Below are 20,307 nucleotides of genomic sequence, written 5' to 3'. Positions count from 1 at the left end.
CATGAGTCTGCCAGGGCTGCTTTTCTCGTTGCTGCTGATGCTCGCCAGTGTTGGGGTGCCGGCGGCCGGGTCGGTGCAGAGGCTGGAGGTGATGACCCGCGCTCCGCTGGAGAATGTGCAGATCCGTCTCGACGAGCAGGATCGCCAGTGGTTGAGCGCCCATCCCCGACTGCGCGTCGGCGTCTCGGGGCCTGACTATCCACCGTTCGAATTGACCCGCAACCAGCATGAGCTGGAAGGCCTCACCGCCGAATACGCCGAAGCGCTGGCGCAGGTATTGAAGGTTGGGATCGAGGTCTGGCACTACCCGGATCGCGAGAGCGCCATGGCCGCGCTCAAGACCGGCAATCTGGATCTGCTCGGCACCTCGAACAACTTCGAGATTGCCGATCCCGAGCTGATGCTGTCCCGGGCCTACGCCGAGGATCAGCCGATGTGGGTGACCCGGCTCAACGAAGCGTTGCCCCCGGACCTGACAGGCAAACACATCGCCATGGTCGAGGATTACCTGCCGGCGGCAACCGTGCAGAAGGCGTATCCCGGCGCGATCTGGGTCCGTTACCCGTCAATCCTCGATGCCCTCGGCGCCGTGGCGTTCGGCGCGAATGACCTGTACCTCGGCGACTTCATCAGCGCCAGCTACCTGATCAACACCCATTTTCGCAACGATCTGCAACTGGCCGGACCTTCCGGGCTGGACGCCAATCCGTTTGCCTTTGCCCTGGCTCGCAGCAATGAGCGCCTGAAACGCCTGGTCGACAAGGCGCTGCTGGCGATTCCGATGCAGCAGCGGCTGTCCATGGAGCTGCGCTGGAGCGCCGGTCGCGCCGACATCCTCGGGCAATCGCAAGTCAGCCTGAGCGCCAGCGAGCAAGCGTGGCTGGAGCGGCATCCGGTGGTGCGAGTGGGGGCCATCGATGACTTTGCGCCGCTGACCTTCCATGACGCCGATGGCCAGTTCAGTGGCCTGACCGCGCAACTGCTCAACCTGATCAGCCAGCGCAGCGGGCTGCGCTTCGAGGTGGTGCGCGGGCAATCGCTGGATCGCCAGATCGAGCAGCTCAAGGCCGGGGCACTCGATGTGCTGCCGGTGCTGACGCCGAGCAGCGCGCGCGAACTCGAAATGCGGTTCACCCGGACCTACCTCAATACCCCGTTCGTGCTGGTCACCGATTCGAAAGCGCAGGCGCCGCGCAGCCTGGACGACATGGCAGGCAAGCGGCTGGCGCTCTATCGCGGCAACGGGTTGCGCGATTATCTGTTGCAGCAGGTGCCGCACCTCCAGTTGGTCGAGGTGCCGAGTCCGGCGGACGGCACGGAGCGGGTACTCAAGGGCCAGGCGGACGCAACCTTGAGTTCACTGATGGTGGCGCGTTATCTGATCGACCGGCATTACCGCGATCGCCTGCGCATCGTCAGTACCGTGGGCGATCAACCGGCGCGGGTGGCGATGGCGACGTCGCTGGATGCGCCGCAACTGCATTCGATCCTGAACAAGGCGTTGTTGAGCATCGCCCCGCAGGAAATGGACGACCTGGTCTCACGCTGGAGCCAGCAGTTGATCGTCAACGACAGCTATTGGCAGCGTCATCGCCGGCAAATCCTTCAGGGTTTTGCCAGTGCCGCGGGGTTGTTGTTGCTGGCGCTGGGCTGGATCGCTTTTCAACGCCGGCAGATCCGTCAGCGCCAGCAATGGATGCGCAAATTGCAGGAGGCCAAGGAGGCGGCCGACGAGGCCAATCGCGCCAAGTCGACATTCCTGGCGACCATGAGCCATGAAATCCGCACACCGATGAACGCCTTGCTCGGCATGCTCGAACTGGCCCTCAAACGTGCCGGGGAAGGAGTGACCGATCGCCAGGCCATTGAGGTGGCGTCCTCGGCCGGTCAGCAATTGCTGGGGTTGATCGGTGACATTCTCGACATCGCGCGGATCGAGTCGGGGCATCTGTCCCTCGCGCCCGAACGGGTCAATCTGCGGGAACTGGTGGCGTCGGTGGGGCGGGTGTTCGAGGGCCTGGCGCGGCACAAACTGCTGTTGTGGTACGTCGAGCTGGATGCCCGCAGCGACGTCGATGTGTTGCTCGATCCGACGCGGTTCAAGCAGGTTCTGTCGAATCTGCTGAGCAACGCCATCAAGTTCACCGACGAGGGCGAAGTGAGCCTGCTGTTGCGGGTGACGGCGCTGAAGGCCGGGCACATCGGTGTCACGATCACGGTTCAGGACAGCGGCATCGGCATCAGCGCCGAAGACCGTCAGCGGTTGTTCAGCCCGTTCGTCCAGGTCGGCGGCGACTCACAGACCGTGCGCAGCGGCTCCGGTCTGGGCCTGGCGATCAGCCGGACGTTGTGGGAAATGATGGGCGGGCATCTGGCGCTGGACAGCGAGCCGGGATGTGGAACTCAAGTGGTCATGGGCATCGAACTGCCAGTGCTGGCCGCACTGGAACGTGATGCCGAACCGGTTCTTGAGCCGGTTGCTTCGGCCCGGACGCTGAACGTACTGGTGGTGGACGATCACCCGGTGAACCGTTTGCTGATGTGCCGCCAGTTGCACGAACTCGGCCACCTCACCGTCGAGGCGGGCGATGGTGACGAGGCGCTGGCGCTGTGGCGCGAGGGCTCGTTCGATGTGCTGATCACGGACAGCAACATGCCGCGCCGCAACGGTTATCAACTGGCGCAAGCGGTGCGCGAGCAGGAGGCGGCGACGGGGCGGGCGCGCTGCCTGATGCTCGGTTTTACCGCCAATGCCCAGGCCGAAGAAAAGAGTCGTTGCCTGGCGGCGGGCATGGATGGCTGCCTGTTCAAACCGATCCGCCTGGAGGATCTGCGTCAGGCCTTGAACGGCATCGCGCACCACGGCGCAAACGAGCCAAAGCCGCCGTTTGCCGATCTCGATCTTCGGGGACTGGAGCAACTGGCAACCGCTGACCCGGAACTGATTCCGCGTTTGCTGGAGGAGGTGCTGAGCAACTTGCACCGCGACCTGCAACGACTGGATGCATTTAATCAGCAAGAGGATCGGGCAGGGTTGGGCGAACTGGCCCATCACGTCATGGGCGGTGCGCAGATGATCGGCGCGGCGCGGGTGGTGGCTGCCTGCCGGGAGCTTGAAGTGGCGTGCCGTGACGCCGAGGGCGGAGCGCTGGCGACAGCGGCAGCGAGGCTGCGCGTGGCCATGTCCGACCTCGCGCAGCGGTTGCAGGGCTAGACGATCAGTCCCACGCCGGCGCAATGCCTTTCGGGCTGGTCAGGCGATGGCCGCGCTCGAGGGTGGCGATCAGCGCCATGTCGGCATCGCTCAGGGTCAGGGCGGTGGCGCCGAGGTTGCTGTGCAGGTTGACGCGCCGGGTCGACGACGGGATCACCGCGTAGCCCGATTGCATGGCCCACGCCAGCGTGACTTGCGCCGGGGTTGCTTGCAGACGCTGGGCGATTTGCTCGATCAGCGGATCCTTCAGTACTTCGCCGTAAGCCAGGGTCATGTACGAGGTGATCTGGATGCCATGACGCTGGGCAAACTCGACGACCTTGCGGTTTTGCAGGTACGGGTGCAGCTCGATCTGATTGGTGGCGATGTTCTCGGCGCCAACGGCGGCAATCGCCTGCTTCATCAGATCAATGGTGAAGTTGGAAATGCCGATCTGCCGGGTCAGGCCCAGGCGTTTGGCTTCCAGCAGGGCGCCCATGAATTCTGCCACCGGCACTTGATCTTCCGGCGACGGCCAGTGGATCAGGGTCAGGTCGAGATAGTCGGTGCGCAGTTTTTGCAGGCTTTCCTTGAGGCTCTCAATCAACTGGTCCCCGGCGAAGTTGGCGATCCAGATCTTGCTGGTGATGAACAACTCTTCGCGGGCAATGCCGCTGGCCGCAATGGCCTGGCCGACTTCGGCTTCGTTTTCGTAGATCTGTGCGGTGTCGATGACCCGGTAGCCGAGTTCGAGGGCGGTGCTCACCGAATCGATGACCACCTGGCCTTGCAGTCGAAACGTACCAAGACCGAAAGCGGGAACAGACATGCGTGACTCCAGGATTGCAGTGGGAATGGGCAGCAGTATCCGCATCTGTTTCCGTGAGAAAAACCGCTGGTTGGGCAAAGCACTGTTGAGTGCAAGTCACGAATCGGGTGGGCGCGAGCGCCAGGTGATCGTTCTACTGGTGAGACGATTAAGCCGGTTTCAGTGGTCTAGTGTCGAATAGATTACGGATTTAATATCAATGCATGTCCAAACTCATTCCAGGAGCCCGCATGAAAAACATCCTTGGCATTTACACCAGCCCTCGCGGCCATTGGGTCGGCGATGGTTTTCCGGTGCGCACACTGTTTTCCTACGATTCGATGGGCAAGCACATCAGCCCGTTCCTGCTGCTCGATCATGCCGGGCCTGCGCAGTTCACGCCGACCACCGAGCGACGGGGCGTGGGCCAGCATCCGCATCGCGGCTTCGAAACCGTGACGATTGTCTACGAAGGCGAAGTGCAGCACCGCGACTCCACCGGCAGTGGCGGCACCATCGGTCCGGGTGACGTGCAGTGGATGACGGCGGCGTCCGGGATCCTGCATGAGGAATTCCACTCCGATGATTTCGCCCGGACTGGCGGCAATCTGGAAATGGTCCAGTTGTGGGTCAACCTGCCGGCCAGGGACAAAATGGCCGCGCCCGGTTACCAGACCCTTCTCGATCGCGACATCCCGAGCATCGCGCTCAAGGGTGGCGCCGGTCGCCTGCGTTTGATCGCGGGTGAGTTCGACGGCCGCAAAGGCCCGTCCAGGACGTTCACACCGATCGATGTGTGGGATCTGCGCCTCAACGCCGGCAAGTTGCTGACCCTGGATCTGCACGAAGGCCGCAACACCGCGCTGGTGGTGTTGAAAGGGACGGTGCAGGTCAATGGTTCAGAGTCGGTGCAGGTGGGCCAACTGGTGCTGTTCGAACGCGATGGCCGTCAATTGACCCTTGAAGCCAGTGAGGACGCGATGGTCTTGTTGCTCAGCGGCGAGCCGATTGACGAGCCGATCGTCGGGCATGGCCCGTTCGTGATGAACACCGAGCAGGAAATCCACCAGGCTTTCGCGGACTTTCAGTCCGGTCGCTTCGGTCGCATGCCCGTCTGATAGCGTCACGCCCACTCCCTTGTGAGAGTGGGCTTTTCGGGTCTTTTCGAGAGCCCCTTCATCTCCTGAAATCAATTGCTCCTACACTGAGCCAATCTGTGCGATCTTCTCGCGATTGGCCTCTGTCGGAGTCGTTTGATGTTGTCCTTTCTCACCGAACATCCGCTGATTTGCGCGATGATCCTGATCCTCGTCGATCTCGTTCTGTGGCGTCTGATCAGCGCCCAGGGCAGCAAATGGAAGCACCTGGTGCGGGTGGTGATCTTCATCCTGTTCAGCGTTTTGCTGTTCAACGAGGGTCTCAACCCGATGGAGGCGCCACCGTGGGCTGACAACGTGCCGCTGCACCTGGCGGCGACCGGGCTGCAGATCGGCTGGTGGCTGTTCGGCGCGCGCACCCTGACGGTGCTGATCGGCGCGGTGATGATGCAGCGGGTCGGGCATACCGGGCGGCTGTTGCAGGACCTGCTCGGTGCGGTGATCTTCCTGATCGCGATCATCGCGGCGCTGGCCTATGTGCTGGAACTGCCGGTCAAAGGCGTGCTGGCGACGTCCGGGGCGTTGGCGATTATCGTGGGTCTGGCGCTGCAGAGCACGCTGAGCGACGTGTTTTCCGGGATCGTGCTGAACACCACCAAGCCCTATCAGCTGGATGACTGGATCTCCATCGATGGCACCGAAGGCCGGGTGACCGATATCGACTGGCGCGCCACGCGCCTGCAAACCAGTCAGGGCAGCATGGCGGTCATTCCCAACTCGCTGGCGGCCAAGGCCAAGATCATCAACTTCAGCCGGCCGAGCAATATGTTTGGCGTCGCCATCAGCGTGCAGGTCAGTCCGCATACGCGGCCAAATTCGGTAATCGATGCGCTGGAGCGAGCGATGCAAGGCTGCCGCCAGTTGCTCGACCACCCGGCGCCCAGTGTCGCACTGAAAAACTCCAGCAGTGCCGGCGCGGAATATGAAATCAGCGGATTCGTCGCCTCGATGGGCGAAAAGCGTGTGGTGCGCAATCAACTGTTCGATCTGGCTTACCGGCATTTGCAGGCGTCCGGGGTCAACCTGCTGTCGAGCGATGAACCCGGCGCCTCGAGCAACCTTTCGCGGCCACGAGCGCTGCTGGACAGCTCGCCGATTTTCTCCACCCTGCGTCAGGAAGAAAAGGAAACCTTCAGCCAGAACATGACCCTGCAAACCTTCCGCGCTGGCCAGCTCATCCTGGCGGGCGGGGAGGTCAGCGATCATTTGTTCATCATTGAGTCCGGGGTGATCTCGGTGACATTGAAGGTCCACGGCAAACCGCTGGAGTCCGGGCGCATGGGGCCGGGTGAAGTGATCGGCGAGGCCGGGATTCTTTCGGATTCCTCGGTGCCCGCCGATTTCACGGCCAAGACCTTCTGTGCCCTGTACCGCATCGAGAAGTCCTACCTCAAGCCGTGTCTGGATGCTCGTCACGACATCAATGATGCGATGAAGGCGTTGCTCGACTTCCGCTTGCAAAAGGCCCAGTCCCTGACCCAGGAAGCGCCGGTGGTCGTGGCGAAAAAAGGCTTTTTGCACTGGCTGCGTCATCGCGCCTAGGGCGTTCAGCGTCGCGGGTAGCCCGCGAGTTTGCGCTCCAGCTCAAGCCGCACCTGCGGCCATTCGTCATCGATGATGCTGAAGCGCACGGAATTGCGCTTGCGGCCGTCCGGCATGATCCGCTCATGCCGGACGATGCCTTCCTGCTGTGCGCCGAGACGCAGGATGGCGTTGCGCGATTTCTGGTTGTTTTCGTCGGTGGTGAATTGCACGCGCACGCAGTCGAGCACGTCGAACGCATGGCGCAGCATCAGGTACTTGGCTTCGGTGTTGACGAAGGTTTTCTGCCAGCGCGCGGAGATCCAGCTGCTACCGATTTCCAGCTTGCGGTTGAGTGGGTCGATCTTCCAGAAGCGGGTCGAACCGATCACTTCGCCAGTGTCTTTCAACACGATGACAAACGGCATCACCGTACCCGCCTCGCGGCCGTCCAGGGCCTTTTTCAAATAGCTGTCGAGGGTGGTCGCGGAGGGCACCACGGTGACCGTGAGCTTCCACAGCTCACCATCGGAGGCCGCGTCGAGCAGGGCGCTGGCGTCAGCATATTGCAGGGGACGCAGGAGGATGCCCTGGCTTTCCAGTGTGGTTTGCATGGGATGTGGCTCTCGGCAATTCAGGCGAGGACTCATTACGCCGTAACGGGCGGATCCAATGCAACCCGCGCCGCCACCGCAAGGTCAGATTTTTTACATCCCACGGGCAGGAGCCTTCGACGATGAAAAACCTGCGGATCGCCACCTTCAACGTCAACGGCTTGCGCGCCCGTCTGCCGAACCTGCTGGAATGGCTCGGGCGCGAGCAACCGGACATTGCCTGTCTGCAAGAACTCAAGTCGGTGGATAGCGCCTTTCCTGTCGCCGAGCTGGAAGCGGCCGGCTACGGTGCCCTCTGGCACGGCCAGGCGTCGTGGAACGGCGTGGCGATTCTGGCGCGTGATGCGCAACCGCTGGAAAGTCGCCGGGGGCTGCCGGGCGATCCCGACGACACCCACAGCCGCTATCTGGAAGCAGCGGTGCATGGGGTTCTGGTCGGCTGTCTGTATCTGCCCAACGGCAACCCGCAACCGGGGCCGAAGTTCGATTACAAACTGGCCTGGTTCGAGCGTCTGATCACCTACGCCAGGGATCTGCAAGGCAGTGACCATCCGGTGGTGCTGGCCGGCGATTACAACGTGGTGCCGACCGATCTGGACATCTACAACACCCGCTCCTGGCTCAAGGACGCGCTGCTGCAACCGCAAAGTCGCGCATGTTATCAGCGCTTGCTGGATCAGGGCTGGACGGATGCGTTGCGGCATCTGTACCCGCAAGACCGGCTCTACACGTTCTGGGACTATTTCCGTCAGCATTGGCAGAAGAATTCCGGGCTGCGGATCGACCATCTGTTGCTCAATCCGGCGCTGAGTCCGTATCTGCATGAGGCGGGCGTGGATGCCTGGGTACGCAATGAACCGCACGCCAGCGACCATGCGCCGACGTGGATTCGCATCGGCTCGCGCAAGAAACGTTAGGACGATTGGCGAAATCAATTGTCGATCCGGGCGGCGGATCCCGTATACATGGCGATCATCGGCGGAGTGATCCGCGGCCCCATGGATAAGGACCGAGCAATGAGCGAGCCACGCCTGACGAATCTGCACCTGTACCTGCAACGCCTGGGATTCGACGCACCACCCGCGCCGACCCTCGACACCCTGCGCCGGTTGCAGTTGCGCCACACCGGCGTCTTTCCCTTCGAGAACCTGTCGACCATCAGCGGTGAAGCGGTGCTGATCGACTTGCCGTCCGTGGAGCAGAAAGTCCTGCACGGTGGGCGAGGGGGCTACTGCTATGAACTCAACAACCTGTTTCTGGCGTTGCTGCTGGAACTGGGTTTCGAGGCACGGGGAATCAGCGGTCGGGTGGTCATGAACCAGCCCGAGGGCAGCTGGACGGCCCGCACCCATCGGTTGACCCTGGTGAACATCGACGGCGTGCGCTACATCACCGACGTCGGCTTCGGCGGCATGGTGCCGACCGCGCCGCTGCTGCTCGATACCGACGCCGAGCAGTCAACCCCGCATGAACCCTATCGCATCGAGGTGCAACCGGACGGCTACATGCTGCGGGCCAGGGTCGCGGGGGAATGGCGGCCGATGTACCTGTTCGATCTGCAGCGCCAGGAAGACATCGACTACACCCTTGGCAACTGGTACGTCTCGACCCACGCGGACTCAACGTTTACCCAGCGTTTGATGGTCGCGCGCACCGGCGACGGCTGGCGGCGCACGTTGAACAATGGCAGTTTCGCGATCCACCGCATGGGCGCCGAGAGCGAGCGGCGTGAGGTGACGGATGTCGACGAGTTGATCCAGTTGCTCGAGCGTGAGTTCGATTTGCGTGTGCCAAACCGGCCACAAGCCCGACCGGCGCTTGCCCGGCTGATCCAGCCTGCCTGAAGCCTAGGGCTTCACATCCGGCTCCAGCACCCGCCGGATTTCATTGATCGCCGCCGACAGTTTTTTCTCAAGGCTCTTGAGGTCGGTGGCGGTGATGCCTTTCTTGAATTGCCCCAAATGAGTGCCCTGATCAGCCTGCTCGGCCAGGTCGCCGGTGTCGAGCAGGGCATGGCGCAGGGTGTTGTTGATGACCGTCTGGTAACCATATCCCTCGCTTTCGGCCACGGTACGGGCCGCCTCGATGACGGCGTCGTCGAGCATGATGGTGATGCGGGTCTTGCCTTTGGCGGGGGCAACGGCTCCGCGTTTGGCGTCGGTGAAATCAAACTCGTCCTTCATGAATCAAGCCTCCAGATAGTACTGGCGCCGCTCGCTGGGGGTAGCGGCGCGCGCGGAAATGATGCGTACGACATTGGGATCCCGATAACTGTAGGCAACCACCAGCAAGCGACCCTTGGCATCAAGGCCGAGGGTGATCCAGCGTTGTTCGTCGTGATCGTTGTCCTCGAGGGTGAGGGCACGTTCGTCATGAAACACCGGTTCTGTCTCGGCGAGGCTGATGCCTTTGTGCTTGAGCTTGTTGGCCGCGTTTTTGCTTCTGTCGTATTGAATGTTGAATGACTTCATTATGCATATTTTATATGTATGTAAAAGAAGGACGACTTGACCGCTGGTCGCTATGAGCACTTCAGCCTAGTGGGATATGCGGCAGTGGCCGGCAGGGATGTGTTGCCGGATTTGTGGGGCTGGAAGGGCCGGGATAGAAAGCTTGAGTGGCTACCTATCCATTATGTGACTGACAAGTTGTATACAACTCTATAGACATTTGTCACGACTGTTGAATACAGTGTGCGCATAACAAAAACCAGGGAATCCCCCAACCATGAAAACGCCCCATGTTTCACACCAACGGCCCGAGGACGAAAACCTCGGGGTCGGCGCGAATATGGCTTACGGCCTGCAACATGTTTTGACCATGTATGGCGGTATCGTCGCGGTGCCGCTGATCATCGGCCAGGCTGCCGGCTTGTCGCCGGCGGACATCGGTCTGTTGATTGCTGCTTCATTGTTTGCGGGGGGACTGGCCACGTTGCTGCAAACCCTGGGTCTACCGTTTTTCGGCTGTCAGTTGCCGCTGGTACAGGGCGTTTCGTTTTCCGGCGTCGCGACCATGGTGGCGATTGTCAGCAGTGGCGGGGAGGGCGGCTTCCAGTCGGTGCTGGGCGCGGTGATTGCCGCGTCGCTGATCGGCTTGCTGATCACCCCGGTGTTCTCGCGGATCACCAAGTTCTTCCCGCCGCTGGTGACCGGCATTGTGATCACCACCATCGGCCTGACGCTGATGCCGGTGGCCGCGCGCTGGGCGATGGGCGGCAACAGCCACGCTCCCGACTTTGGCAGCATGCAGAACATCGGTCTGGCAGCGGTCACGCTGGTGCTGGTGCTGCTGTTGAGCAAGGTCGGCAGTGCGACCATCTCGCGCCTGTCGATTCTGCTGGCGATGGTGATCGGCACCGTGCTGGCGGTGTTCCTTGGCATGGCGGACTTCTCCAGCGTCACCCAAGGCCCGATGTTCGGCTTCCCGACACCGTTCCATTTCGGTACGCCGACCTTCCACTTCGCCGCGATCCTGTCGATGTGCATCGTGGTCATGGTGACCCTGGTGGAAACCTCGGCGGACATTCTGGCGGTCGGTGAAATCATCGACACCAAGGTCGACTCCAAGCGCCTGGGCAACGGCCTGCGGGCGGACATGCTGTCGAGCATGATCGCGCCGATCTTCGGTTCCTTCACCCAGAGTGCCTTTGCCCAGAACGTCGGGCTGGTGGCGGTGACCGGGATCAAGAGCCGCTATGTGGTGGCGACCGGCGGCCTGTTCCTGGTGATCCTCGGCCTGCTGCCCTTCATGGGCCGGGTGATCGCGGCAGTGCCGACTTCGGTACTCGGCGGCGCCGGTATCGTGCTGTTCGGCACCGTGGCGGCGAGCGGAATTCGCACCTTGTCCAAGGTCGACTACCGCAACAACGTCAACCTGATCATCGTTGCCACCTCCATCGGTTTCGGCATGATTCCGATTGCGGCGCCGAATTTCTACGATCACTTCCCGAGCTGGTTCGCGACCATTTTCCATTCGGGCATCAGTTCCTCGGCGATCATGGCGATCTTGCTGAACCTGGCGTTCAACCATTTCACTGCCGGCAACTCGGACCAGCAATCGGTCTTCGCGGCGGCGGAGGAGCGGACCCTGCGTTATCGGGATCTGGCGGCGCTGCGTGAGGGCGATTACTTCAGCGACGGTAAACTGCATGACTGCGACGGTAATGAAGTGCCGGTGATCGAAGTGGATTCCGAGCATGAACATGGCGCGCCGAGGGCGCATGCGAAAAGCAGCGAGCATGTCTGATCGCGGCATGGAATGAAAAAGGGCCGGTCTGCAAACAGACCGGCCTTTTTGTTGGGCGCCCGGTTTTCGATCGCCCACAAAAAAGCCCCTGAATCTTTCGATTCAGGGGCTTTGCTATTTGGCTCCACAACCTGGACTCGAACCAGGGACCCAGTGATTAACAGTCACTTGCTCTACCAACTGAGCTATTGCGGAATTGGTGCGTATCTTACTGATTTGAAACGACTAGTCAAGCATTGCCGGGAAACTTTTTGCAGGCAACGCTTCAGCCACCGAAGGTGAACGTGCCCATCAGCAGTTTGGCGTAGAGCGCGGTGGCGGCCAGTTGCACCAGCCACAGGGCGAGGCCGCCGAGAAATACCCCGGCCGCGACTTGCAGCACCAGGCTCTTTTCGCGTTTGCCCGAGGTGCGGGGTGAATAATAGTCCAGCTCATCGCGGTCGGCGCGCAGGTCATCGTTTTTCATGGGGTTCTCACCATTTCTTGGGCTGACGCATTGGTGCATGCATGCAGTCTAGAGGACAAATAAAAACGGGAAGCCCGAAGGCTTCCCGTTTTTCATCACTGCAGCGGATCAGATGACCTGAACGATCGCATCCGTGACCACTTTGATGTTGCTCTGGTTCAGTGCGGCGACGCAGATGCGGCCGGTGTCCAGGGCGTAGATGCCGAATTCGTTGCGCAGGCGGTGAACCTGTTCAACGGTCAGGCCGGAGTAGGAGAACATGCCGCGCTGACGACCGACGAAGCTGAAGTCACGCTGCGGGGCTTTTTGCGCCAGCAGATCGACCATTTGCTCGCGCATGCCGCGAATCCGCAGACGCATTTCCGCCAGTTCCGCTTCCCATTGCGCGCGCAGTTCAGGGCTGTTCAGCACAGCGGCGACGATGCTTGCACCGTGGGTCGGCGGGTTGGAGTAGTTGGTGCGGATCACGCGTTTGACTTGCGACAGAACACGGGCGCTTTCTTCTTTCGACTCGCTGATGATCGACAGCGCACCGACGCGTTCGCCGTACAGCGAGAACGATTTGGAGAACGAGCTGGAAACAAAGAAGGTCAGGCCCGACTCGGCGAACAGACGCACGGCAGCGGCGTCCTCGGCGATGCCGTCACCAAAGCCCTGGTAGGCCATGTCGAGGAACGGCACATGACCTTTGGCGCGCACGGCTTCCAGAACGTTTTTCCAGTCGCTCGGGCTCAGGTCGACACCGGTCGGGTTGTGGCAGCAGGCGTGCAGCACAACGATCGAGCCGTTCGGCAGGGCGTTGAGGTCTTCGAGCAGGCCGGCACGGTTCACATCGTGGGTGGCGGCGTCGTAGTAGCGATAGTTCTGCACCGGGAAACCGGCGGTTTCGAACAGCGCGCGGTGGTTTTCCCAGCTCGGGTCGCTGATCGCCACAACGGCGTTCGGCAGCAGTTGCTTGAGGAAGTCTGCACCGATCTTCAGTGCGCCGGTTCCGCCGACCGCCTGAGTGGTGACGACACGACCGGCAGCCAGCAGCGGCGAATCATTGCCGAACAGCAGCTTCTGCACCGCCTGGTCGTAGGCGGCGATGCCGTCGATCGGCAGGTAGCCACGGGAAGCGTGCTGAGCGGCACGAATGGTTTCGGCCTCGATCACGGCGCGCAGGAGTGGAATTCGCCCCTCTTCGTTGCAGTAGACACCTACACCCAGGTTGACCTTGTCGGTACGGGTATCGGCGTTGAATGCTTCGTTGAGGCCCAGGATTGGATCGCGGGGTGCCATTTCGACAGCGGAGAACAGGCTCATTTTTGCGGCGGCTCTGAATGGAGTATGGAGGGACGTGTCGCGCTCCAGCCGAATGCACTAGAGCGGTGCACAAACGGGGAGCTAGTATAGAGGCCATCTGCGACGCATGGCGACAGGCGAATCGGCTTTTACGGTAAGTTTTTCCGATTATTTCTCGACCGTTAGTCGATTGAATATGTCAGAGACTTTACCGGATGTAGGACGTTTGCCTTGAAAGAGCAGGCAATCGGCTCCACATTCAGCACAATCCTGATTTTTCCTCGGGCGACATCGCTCGTTATCGGTCTTTTCCGTGGCCTGCCGGTTGAACCGGAGCGTTGCGACCCCCAGAGGTATTTATGTCCGAATTTCAGCTCGTCACCCGCTTCGCTCCCGCCGGCGATCAGCCGGAAGCCATTCGCCAGATGGTCGAAGGCATTGAAGCCGGTCTGGCGCACCAGACGCTGCTCGGCGTGACCGGTTCGGGCAAGACGTTCAGCATTGCCAACGTGATCGCCCAGGTGCAGCGGCCGACGCTGGTGCTGGCGCCGAACAAGACCCTGGCGGCGCAGTTGTACGGCGAATTCAAGTCGTTCTTCCCGAACAACGCCGTCGAATACTTCGTTTCCTACTACGACTACTATCAGCCCGAAGCCTATGTGCCATCGTCCGACACCTTCATCGAGAAGGATGCGTCGATCAACGACCACATCGAGCAGATGCGCCTGTCCGCGACCAAGGCGTTGCTCGAGCGCAAGGACGCAATCATCGTCACCACGGTGTCGTGCATCTACGGCCTGGGCAGTCCGGAAACCTATCTGAAGATGGTGTTGCACGTCGATCGCGGCGACAAACTCGATCAGCGTGCGCTGGTGCGGCGCCTCGCCGACCTGCAATACACTCGCAACGACATGGATTTCGCCCGCGCCACCTTCCGGGTGCGCGGTGATGTGATCGACATCTATCCGGCCGAATCCGACCTCGAAGCCATCCGCATCGAGCTGTTCGATGACGAGGTGGAGAGCATTTCCGCGTTCGACCCGCTGACCGGCGAGGTCATCCGCAAACTGCCGCGTTTCACGTTCTATCCGAAGAGTCACTATGTGACACCCCGGGAAACCCTGCTCGATGCCATCGAAGGGATCAAGGTCGAGTTGCAGGAGCGCCTGGAATACCTGCGCAACAGCAACAAACTGGTCGAGGCCCAGCGTCTGGAGCAGCGCACCCGTTTCGACCTGGAGATGATCCTCGAGCTCGGCTACTGCAACGGCATCGAAAACTACTCGCGCTACCTTTCGGGACGCCCGGCGGGCGCGGCGCCACCGACGCTCTACGATTACCTGCCGGCCGACGCCTTGCTGGTGATCGACGAGTCCCACGTCAGCGTCCCGCAAGTCGGCGCAATGTATAAGGGCGACCGCTCGCGCAAAGAAACGCTGGTGGAGTACGGCTTCCGTCTGCCATCGGCGCTGGACAACCGGCCCATGCGTTTCGACGAGTGGGAGGGGGTCAGCCCGCAGACGATTTTCGTCTCGGCAACGCCGGGCAACTACGAAGCCGAACACGCCGGACGGGTGATCGAGCAGGTGGTGCGCCCGACCGGGCTGGTCGACCCGCAGGTCGAGGTGCGCCCGGCGCTGACCCAGGTCGACGATCTGCTTTCGGAAATCAACAAGCGGGTGGCGGTCGAGGAGCGGGTGCTGGTCACCACGCTGACCAAGCGCATGGCCGAAGACCTCACCGATTACCTGGCGGACCACGGCGTGCGCGTGCGCTATCTGCACTCGGACATCGACACCGTGGAGCGGGTCGAGATCATCCGCGACCTGCGCCTGGGCACTTTCGATGTGCTGGTCGGGATCAACCTGCTGCGTGAGGGCCTGGACATGCCCGAGGTGTCGCTGGTGGCGATTCTCGACGCGGACAAGGAAGGTTTCCTGCGTTCCGAGCGCTCGCTGATCCAGACCATCGGCCGTGCGGCGCGGAACCTCAATGGCCGGGCGATTCTGTATGCCGACAACATGACCGGCTCGATGGAGCGGGCGATCGGCGAGACCGAGCGTCGCCGCGAGAAGCAGATCGCTTTCAACGAAGCCAACGGCATCGTCCCCAAGGGTGTGGTCAAAGACGTTACCGACATCATGGAAGGCGCCACCGTGCCTGGCTCGCGCAGCAAGAAGCGCAAAGGCATGGCCAAGGCTGCCGAGGAAAACGCCAAATACGAAGCCGAATTGCGCTCGCCCAGCGAGATCACCAAACGGATTCGCGCCCTGGAAGAGAAGATGTACCAGTTGGCGCGGGATCTGGAGTTCGAAGCGGCGGCGCAGATGCGCGACGAGATTGCCAAACTTCGCGAGCGGTTGTTGAACGTTTGATCTTCAGCGCCTGAGCGGGCCTCTTCGCGGGTAAATCTGCGAAGAGGCCGCAATCTCGGTCAGTGCGCTTCCCCGGCCTTCAATCCCGCCGGCAGCTTCTTGGTCAGCAACACCGCCAGCATGCTGACCCCCAGCGCAATCCCGACAAAATGAAACGCATCGTTGTAGGCCATGATCAGCGCCTGCTGATGCACGATCTCGCTGAGTTTGCCCAGCGCCGCATTCTCGCTGCCAAAGCGGTCCGCCATCGATGCCAGCCGCTCGGCCACTTGTGGATTGGTCGGCACCACCGCCTCGCGCAGATAATCGAAGTAGGTCTTGGTTCGCGCATCCAGCAAGGTCGCGAGCAGGGCGATGCCGATGGCGCCGCCGAGGTTGCGCAAAATGTTGAACAGGCTCGACGCCGAACCCGCGTCCTGCGGCAGGATGTAAGCGGTGGCGATCAGCGAAATGGTCACCATGATCAAGGGCTGACCCAGGGCGCGGATGATCTGGATCTGGTTGAACTGCGGCCCGGCGAAATCCGGGTTGAGCACCCCCGAAGAAAAACTCGCCAGCCCGAACAAACCAAAGCCGATAGTGCATAGCCATTTCGGCGAGACGAATTTCATCAGTTTCGGCACCAGCGGAATCAGGAACAACTGCGGCACGCCCATCCACATGATCACTTCGCCGATTTGCAGGGCGTTGTAGTTCTGGATCTGCGCCAGATAAAGCGGCAGCAGGTAGATCGAGCCGTACAGCCCGACGCCCATGCCGAGGCTGGAAATGCTCGACAGGCCGAAATTGCGATTGCGCAGGATGCCCAGATTGATCAGCGGATTGGGCTTGGAAAACTGCACGATCACGAAGGTGATCAGGCTCAGCAGCGCGATGCTGCCCAGCGTCACGATCAGGTTGGATTCGAGCCAGTCCTTGCGGTGGCCCTCCTCAAGAAATACCTGCAAGCATCCGAGGCCGACGCCCAGAGTGAGAATGCCGGTGTAGTCGGTGCTTTTCAGCAGTTCCCAATGCGCTTCTTTCTTCTCCAGGCCGTACATCAGCCCGGCGATCATGATCAGGCCCGGCGGGATGTTGATATAGAAGATGTACTCCCAGCCCCAGTTTTCCGTGAGCCAGCCGCCCAGCGTGGGGCCGATGGAGGGGGCGAAGGTGGCGGTCATGGCAAACATCGCCATGCCTTTGGCGCGGTGGTGTTCGGGGAGTTTGATCAGCGTCAGGGTGAACGCCAGCGGGATCAGCGCGCCGCCGGTGAAACCCTGCATGGCGCGGAACACGATCATGCTCTCCAGGCTCCAGGCCATCGAACACAGCAGCGAGGAAATCAGGAAGCCCAGCGACACCCACACCGCCAGCCGTCGCGCCGACAGCAACTGCACCAGCCACGCGGTCAGCGGAATCATGATGATTTCCGCCACCAGGTAGGAGGTGGAAATCCACGAGCCTTCCTCCAGCGTGGCCGACAACGCGCCCTGAATATCCTTGAGCGAGGAGTTGGTGATCTGAATGTCGAGCACTGCCATGAATGCGCCGAGCATCACGCTCATCACCGCGATCCAGTCCCGCCGCGTCGGTTCGCCGACCGGGCGGATCAGCGCATCACCGGCCATTGTCTGGGGCGTCTTTGATATTCACGGTGGCGGTGACCGACATGCCCGGACGAATCTTGCCGTGCAGCGGGTTGTCAGCCTTGAACGTCAGTTTTACCGGAATCCGTTGTACGACTTTGGTGAAGTTGCCGGTGGCATTGTCTGGCGGCAGCAGGCTGAACTGCGCCCCGGAGGCGGCGAACAGACTGTCGACCCGAGCTTCGATCGGGGTGTCGCCATAGGCGTCGAACACCAGTTCGGCCTTTTGCCCTGGCTGCATGCGGCCGATCTGGGTCTCCTTGAAGTTGGCCTGCACCCAGATATCTTCGTCCGGAACGATCGACAGCAGGTATGCGCCGGCTTGCACCACCTGACCATTGCGCGCCGCGCGCTGGCCGATCAGGCCGCTGATCGGCGCGTGGATTTCGCTGCGGGTCAGGTTCAGTCGGGCTTGCGCGAGGTCGGCGCGGGCGTTGGCGATCTGTGCGTCGAGGCGTTTGATTTCGGCGGTCAGGGCGTTGACCTGTTGGCGCTGGCTCTGCGCGTCAGCCTGAGCCTTGGCGACTTGTGAGCGGGCAATATGGGCGTCGGCAGAGAGGGTGGTCACGCGCTCCTCGGACACATAGCCGGGCTTGCGCAGGGTCTGGGCGCGGGACAGGTCGATCTGCGAGCGACCGAGGGTCGCTTGCGTGGTCGCCACTTGCGCATCGCTGGCGGCGATCAGGCTGGCTTGCTGGGTCAGTTTGCTTTGCGCCTGCTGGCGCTCGGCCTCGCGGGTGGCGAGGGCGGCATTGGCGCGATCTACCGCCAGGCTGAAGTCATTGCCTTCGAGACGCACCAGCAACTGGCCCTTTTCGACGTGCTGGTTGTCCTGCACCAGCACTTCATCGATCCGCGCGCTCAACTGGCTCGACACGCGGGTGATTTCACCCTGGACATAGGCGTTGTCGGTGCTTTCATAAAAGCGCCCCTTGAAAAACCAATGCGCGAAAAAGCCCCCGGCAATCAGCAGGACGAGCAGCAGGAAAATGGACAGGCGACGCTTGAGTTGGGCAGGCATGGGCAAACTGTAGTCGAGGAATTGTAAGGAAAGTTATCAGGCGGGGAATCTGGCATACAGCCGACAAGCGGTAAATGCCATGCGCTGATATTCGGCCATTCACCACGGCCAACGGGCGTTACAGACGCAAACTTGGCTTAAATGCCCTGTCCGCTGGAGCGGGGCGGGTGTCGCCTGTTACCATTCGCCGCTTGATTGTTCTTTGCTTTTCATTCTTTTCGAGACATGCCATGACCACCGTCCGCACTCGCATCGCGCCATCGCCTACCGGGGATCCCCACGTAGGTACCGCTTACATCGCATTGTTCAACTACTGCTTTGCCAAGCAGCATGGCGGTGAGTTCATCCTGCGGATCGAAGACACCGACCAGTTGCGTTCGACCCGCGAGTCCGAACAGCAGATCTTCGACGCCCTGCGCTGGCTCGGCATCGACTGGAGCGAAGGCCCGGACGTCGGCGGCCCGCACGGTCCGTACCGGCAGAGCGAGCGCGGCGATATCTACCAGAAGTATTGCCAGCAACTGGTCGACCTGGGCCACGCCTTCCCGTGCTTCTGCACCGCTGAAGAGCTGGACCAGATGCGCGCCGAGCAAATGGCTCGCGGCGAAACCCCGCGTTACGACGGTCGTGCGCTGCTGCTGTCCAAGGAAGAAGTCGCGCGCCGCCTGGCCGCTGGCGAGCCGCATGTGATCCGCATGAAAGTGCCGAGCGAGGGCGTCTGCGTGGTGCCGGACATGCTGCGTGGCGATGTCGAGATCCCATGGGATCGCATGGACATGCAAGTGCTGATGAAGACCGACGGCCTGCCGACGTACTTCCTGGCCAACGTGGTCGACGACCACCTGATGGGCATCACCCATGTGCTGCGTGGCGAAGAATGGCTGCCGTCGGCGCCGAAACTGATCTTGCTCTACGAGTACTTCGGTTGGGAAAAACCGACCCTGTGCTACATGCCGCTGCTGCGTAACCCGGACAAGAGCAAGCTGTCCAAGCGCAAGAACCCGACCTCGGTGACGTTCTACGAGCGCATGGGTTTCATGCCGGAAGCCATGCTCAACTACCTGGGCCGCATGGGCTGGTCGATGCCGGACGAGCGCGAGAAGTTCTCGCTGCAGGAAATGGTCGACAACTTCGACCTCAGCCGCGTGTCCCTGGGCGGGCCGATTTTCGATATCGAGAAACTGTCGTGGCTCAACGGCCAGTGGCTGCGTGACCTGCCGGTGGAAGAGTTCGCCGCGCGGGTACAGAAGTGGGCGTTCAACGCCGAATACATGATGAAGATCGCGCCGCACGTTCAGGGTCGCGTCGAAACGTTCAGCCAGGTTGCACCGCTGGCCGGGTTCTTCTTCGCCGGGGGCGTGAACCCGGATGCCAAGCTGTTCGAGTCGAAGAAACTCTCCGGCGATCAGGTTCGGCAATTGATGCAGTTGATCCTGTGGAAGCTGGAAAGCCTGCGGCAGTGGGAGAAGGACACCATCACCGCGACGATTCAGGCGGTGGTCGAATCCCTGGAGCTGAAACTGCGTGATGCGATGCCGTTGATGTTCGCGGCGATCACCGGCCAGGCGAGTTCCGTTTCGGTGCTCGATGCGATGGAAATCCTGGGCCCGGACCTGACCCGTTTCCGTCTGCGCCAGGCGATTGACCTGCTGGGCGGCGTGTCGAAGAAAGAAAACAAAGAGTGGGAAAAGCTGTTGGGCAACATCGCCTGATTGCATCTGACTCTGCAGTAAGCACCGAAGGGCAGGATCTTTTGATCCTGCCCTTCGGCGTTTTCCCCCCGGATTTTCGGGGGGAGGGTGGTAAGTGATTGTTATGCCGACAAAAAATTTTAAATTTTTTGAAAAATAAGTTTGACAGGCTTTCGATACGCCCTTAAGATTCGCCCCGTCCTCAGCGATGACATCAACGATGAGGGGCTATAGCTCAGCTGGGAGAGCGCTTGCATGGCATGCAAGAGGTCGACGGTTCGATCCCGTCTAGCTCCACCAA

General features: G+C 61.3%; 16 protein-coding genes and 2 tRNA genes. 9 read left to right on the top strand and 9 right to left on the bottom strand.

All coding sequences use genetic code 11. The annotated features are described in order from the left end of the window. Nucleotide 1: 1 nt before the first annotated feature. On the top strand, nucleotides 2–3,214 hold the full coding sequence (locus N8H74_RS24260; protein WP_262150898.1) for a transporter substrate-binding domain-containing protein: 3,213 nt from the start codon (nucleotides 2–4) through the stop codon (nucleotides 3,212–3,214). Between the two features lie 4 nt (nucleotides 3,215–3,218). Here N8H74_RS24260 and dkgB read toward each other — a convergent pair whose 3' ends face one another. Next, nucleotides 3,219–4,022 carry a 2,5-didehydrogluconate reductase DkgB gene (gene dkgB, locus N8H74_RS24255; protein ID WP_262150896.1) on the bottom strand — a complete coding sequence of 268 codons (804 nt, stop codon included), beginning with the start codon at nucleotides 4,020–4,022 and terminating at the stop codon, nucleotides 3,219–3,221. Nucleotides 4,023–4,252: 230 nt separating this feature from the next. On the opposite strand from dkgB, the gene N8H74_RS24250 reads away from it, so the two are divergent. Together N8H74_RS24250 and N8H74_RS24245 are read left to right on the top strand one after the other, a co-directional pair. Then, on the top strand, nucleotides 4,253–5,119 hold the full coding sequence (locus N8H74_RS24250) for a pirin family protein (protein WP_262150894.1): 867 nt from the start codon (nucleotides 4,253–4,255) through the stop codon (nucleotides 5,117–5,119). A gap of 138 nt (nucleotides 5,120–5,257) precedes the next feature. Next, nucleotides 5,258–6,700 carry a mechanosensitive ion channel family protein gene (locus N8H74_RS24245; protein ID WP_217830594.1) on the top strand — a complete coding sequence of 481 codons (1,443 nt, stop codon included), beginning with the start codon at nucleotides 5,258–5,260 and terminating at the stop codon, nucleotides 6,698–6,700. Nucleotides 6,701–6,705: 5 nt separating this feature from the next. On the opposite strand, the gene N8H74_RS24240 is transcribed toward N8H74_RS24245, so the two are convergent. Further along, nucleotides 6,706–7,293 carry a GNAT family protein gene (locus N8H74_RS24240; RefSeq protein WP_262150891.1) on the bottom strand — a complete coding sequence of 196 codons (588 nt, stop codon included), beginning with the start codon at nucleotides 7,291–7,293 and terminating at the stop codon, nucleotides 6,706–6,708. A gap of 122 nt (nucleotides 7,294–7,415) precedes the next feature. Between N8H74_RS24240 and xth the strand changes: the two genes are divergently transcribed. Both xth and N8H74_RS24230 read left to right on the top strand, forming a co-directional pair. Beyond that, nucleotides 7,416–8,210, top strand: a complete 795-nt coding sequence (gene xth, locus N8H74_RS24235) for an exodeoxyribonuclease III (RefSeq protein WP_217830592.1) — start codon at nucleotides 7,416–7,418, stop codon at nucleotides 8,208–8,210. 99 nt (nucleotides 8,211–8,309) lie between these two features. Next, entirely contained in the window at nucleotides 8,310–9,137 is an 828-nt protein-coding gene (locus N8H74_RS24230; RefSeq protein ID WP_262150889.1) for an arylamine N-acetyltransferase, read from the top strand. A 3-nt stretch (nucleotides 9,138–9,140) separates the two neighbouring features. Here the strand turns inward: N8H74_RS24230 and N8H74_RS24225 are convergent, their stop codons facing one another. Further along, a complete protein-coding gene (locus tag N8H74_RS24225; protein WP_262150887.1) occupies nucleotides 9,141–9,476 on the bottom strand; it encodes a BrnA antitoxin family protein in 336 nt (111 codons plus the stop codon). A 3-nt stretch (nucleotides 9,477–9,479) separates the two neighbouring features. Continuing rightward, nucleotides 9,480–9,764, bottom strand: coding sequence for a BrnT family toxin (locus N8H74_RS24220; RefSeq protein WP_217830589.1), 285 nt, complete (start codon nucleotides 9,762–9,764; stop codon nucleotides 9,480–9,482). Between the two features lie 256 nt (nucleotides 9,765–10,020). Between N8H74_RS24220 and N8H74_RS24215 the strand changes: the two genes are divergently transcribed. Continuing rightward, nucleotides 10,021–11,541, top strand: coding sequence for a nucleobase:cation symporter-2 family protein (locus N8H74_RS24215; protein ID WP_217830588.1), 1,521 nt, complete (start codon nucleotides 10,021–10,023; stop codon nucleotides 11,539–11,541). Between the two features lie 119 nt (nucleotides 11,542–11,660). On the opposite strand, the gene N8H74_RS24210 is transcribed toward N8H74_RS24215, so the two are convergent. From N8H74_RS24210 to N8H74_RS24200, 3 genes are all read right to left on the bottom strand, one after another. Continuing rightward, nucleotides 11,661–11,736: transfer RNA gene (locus N8H74_RS24210), tRNA-Asn, on the bottom strand. Between the two features lie 70 nt (nucleotides 11,737–11,806). Further along, a complete protein-coding gene (locus N8H74_RS24205) occupies nucleotides 11,807–12,007 on the bottom strand; it encodes a hypothetical protein (protein ID WP_217830587.1) in 201 nt (66 codons plus the stop codon). A gap of 108 nt (nucleotides 12,008–12,115) precedes the next feature. Further along, nucleotides 12,116–13,312 (bottom strand): amino acid aminotransferase, encoded by a 1,197-nt coding sequence (locus N8H74_RS24200; RefSeq protein ID WP_217830586.1) that lies wholly within the window; start codon nucleotides 13,310–13,312, stop codon nucleotides 12,116–12,118. Between the two features lie 338 nt (nucleotides 13,313–13,650). On the opposite strand from N8H74_RS24200, the gene uvrB reads away from it, so the two are divergent. After that, entirely contained in the window at nucleotides 13,651–15,666 is a 2,016-nt protein-coding gene (gene uvrB, locus N8H74_RS24195) for an excinuclease ABC subunit UvrB (protein ID WP_262150884.1), read from the top strand. Nucleotides 15,667–15,725: 59 nt separating this feature from the next. Here the strand turns inward: uvrB and N8H74_RS24190 are convergent, their stop codons facing one another. Further along, the gene (locus N8H74_RS24190; RefSeq protein ID WP_217830631.1) at nucleotides 15,726–17,216 is read right to left on the bottom strand and encodes an MDR family MFS transporter; all 1,491 of its coding nucleotides are present in this window, start codon (nucleotides 17,214–17,216) and stop codon (nucleotides 15,726–15,728) included. Nucleotides 17,217–17,265: 49 nt separating this feature from the next. Further along, a complete protein-coding gene (locus N8H74_RS24185) occupies nucleotides 17,266–18,315 on the bottom strand; it encodes an HlyD family secretion protein (protein ID WP_217830584.1) in 1,050 nt (349 codons plus the stop codon). A 230-nt stretch (nucleotides 18,316–18,545) separates the two neighbouring features. Between N8H74_RS24185 and gltX the strand changes: the two genes are divergently transcribed. Further along, entirely contained in the window at nucleotides 18,546–20,027 is a 1,482-nt protein-coding gene (gltX, locus tag N8H74_RS24180; RefSeq protein WP_262150882.1) for a glutamate--tRNA ligase, read from the top strand. A 203-nt stretch (nucleotides 20,028–20,230) separates the two neighbouring features. Beyond that, nucleotides 20,231–20,306: transfer RNA gene (locus N8H74_RS24175), tRNA-Ala, on the top strand. Nucleotide 20,307: the final 1 nt, after the last annotated feature.

The sequence above is a fragment of the Pseudomonas sp. B2M1-30 genome (genome assembly GCF_025447575.1).
Taxonomy (GTDB): Bacteria; Pseudomonadota; Gammaproteobacteria; order Pseudomonadales; family Pseudomonadaceae; genus Aquipseudomonas; species Aquipseudomonas botevensis.
The sequence above is the reverse complement of the archived record's forward strand: the minus strand, read 5'-3'. Positions and strand labels throughout refer to the sequence as shown.

Excerpts from the sequence above, each read along its gene's own strand:
- N8H74_RS24250 (WP_262150894.1), top strand. The coding sequence starts at position 4,253 with ATGAAAAACATCCTTGGCATTTACACCAGCCCTCGCGGCCATTGGGTC.
- N8H74_RS24220 (WP_217830589.1), bottom strand. The coding sequence starts at position 9,764 with ATGAAGTCATTCAACATTCAATACGACAGAAGCAAAAACGCGGCCAAC.
- N8H74_RS24260 (WP_262150898.1), top strand. The coding sequence starts at position 2 with ATGAGTCTGCCAGGGCTGCTTTTCTCGTTGCTGCTGATGCTCGCCAGT.
- N8H74_RS24230 (WP_262150889.1), top strand. The coding sequence starts at position 8,310 with ATGAGCGAGCCACGCCTGACGAATCTGCACCTGTACCTGCAACGCCTG.
- N8H74_RS24200 (WP_217830586.1), bottom strand. The coding sequence starts at position 13,312 with ATGAGCCTGTTCTCCGCTGTCGAAATGGCACCCCGCGATCCAATCCTG.
- N8H74_RS24205 (WP_217830587.1), bottom strand. The coding sequence starts at position 12,007 with ATGAAAAACGATGACCTGCGCGCCGACCGCGATGAGCTGGACTATTAT.
- N8H74_RS24225 (WP_262150887.1), bottom strand. The coding sequence starts at position 9,476 with ATGAAGGACGAGTTTGATTTCACCGACGCCAAACGCGGAGCCGTTGCC.
- uvrB (WP_262150884.1), top strand. The coding sequence starts at position 13,651 with ATGTCCGAATTTCAGCTCGTCACCCGCTTCGCTCCCGCCGGCGATCAG.
- xth (WP_217830592.1), top strand. The coding sequence starts at position 7,416 with ATGAAAAACCTGCGGATCGCCACCTTCAACGTCAACGGCTTGCGCGCC.
- N8H74_RS24185 (WP_217830584.1), bottom strand. The coding sequence starts at position 18,315 with ATGCCTGCCCAACTCAAGCGTCGCCTGTCCATTTTCCTGCTGCTCGTC.
- N8H74_RS24215 (WP_217830588.1), top strand. The coding sequence starts at position 10,021 with ATGAAAACGCCCCATGTTTCACACCAACGGCCCGAGGACGAAAACCTC.
- N8H74_RS24245 (WP_217830594.1), top strand. The coding sequence starts at position 5,258 with ATGTTGTCCTTTCTCACCGAACATCCGCTGATTTGCGCGATGATCCTG.
- N8H74_RS24240 (WP_262150891.1), bottom strand. The coding sequence starts at position 7,293 with ATGCAAACCACACTGGAAAGCCAGGGCATCCTCCTGCGTCCCCTGCAA.
- gltX (WP_262150882.1), top strand. The coding sequence starts at position 18,546 with ATGACCACCGTCCGCACTCGCATCGCGCCATCGCCTACCGGGGATCCC.
- dkgB (WP_262150896.1), bottom strand. The coding sequence starts at position 4,022 with ATGTCTGTTCCCGCTTTCGGTCTTGGTACGTTTCGACTGCAAGGCCAG.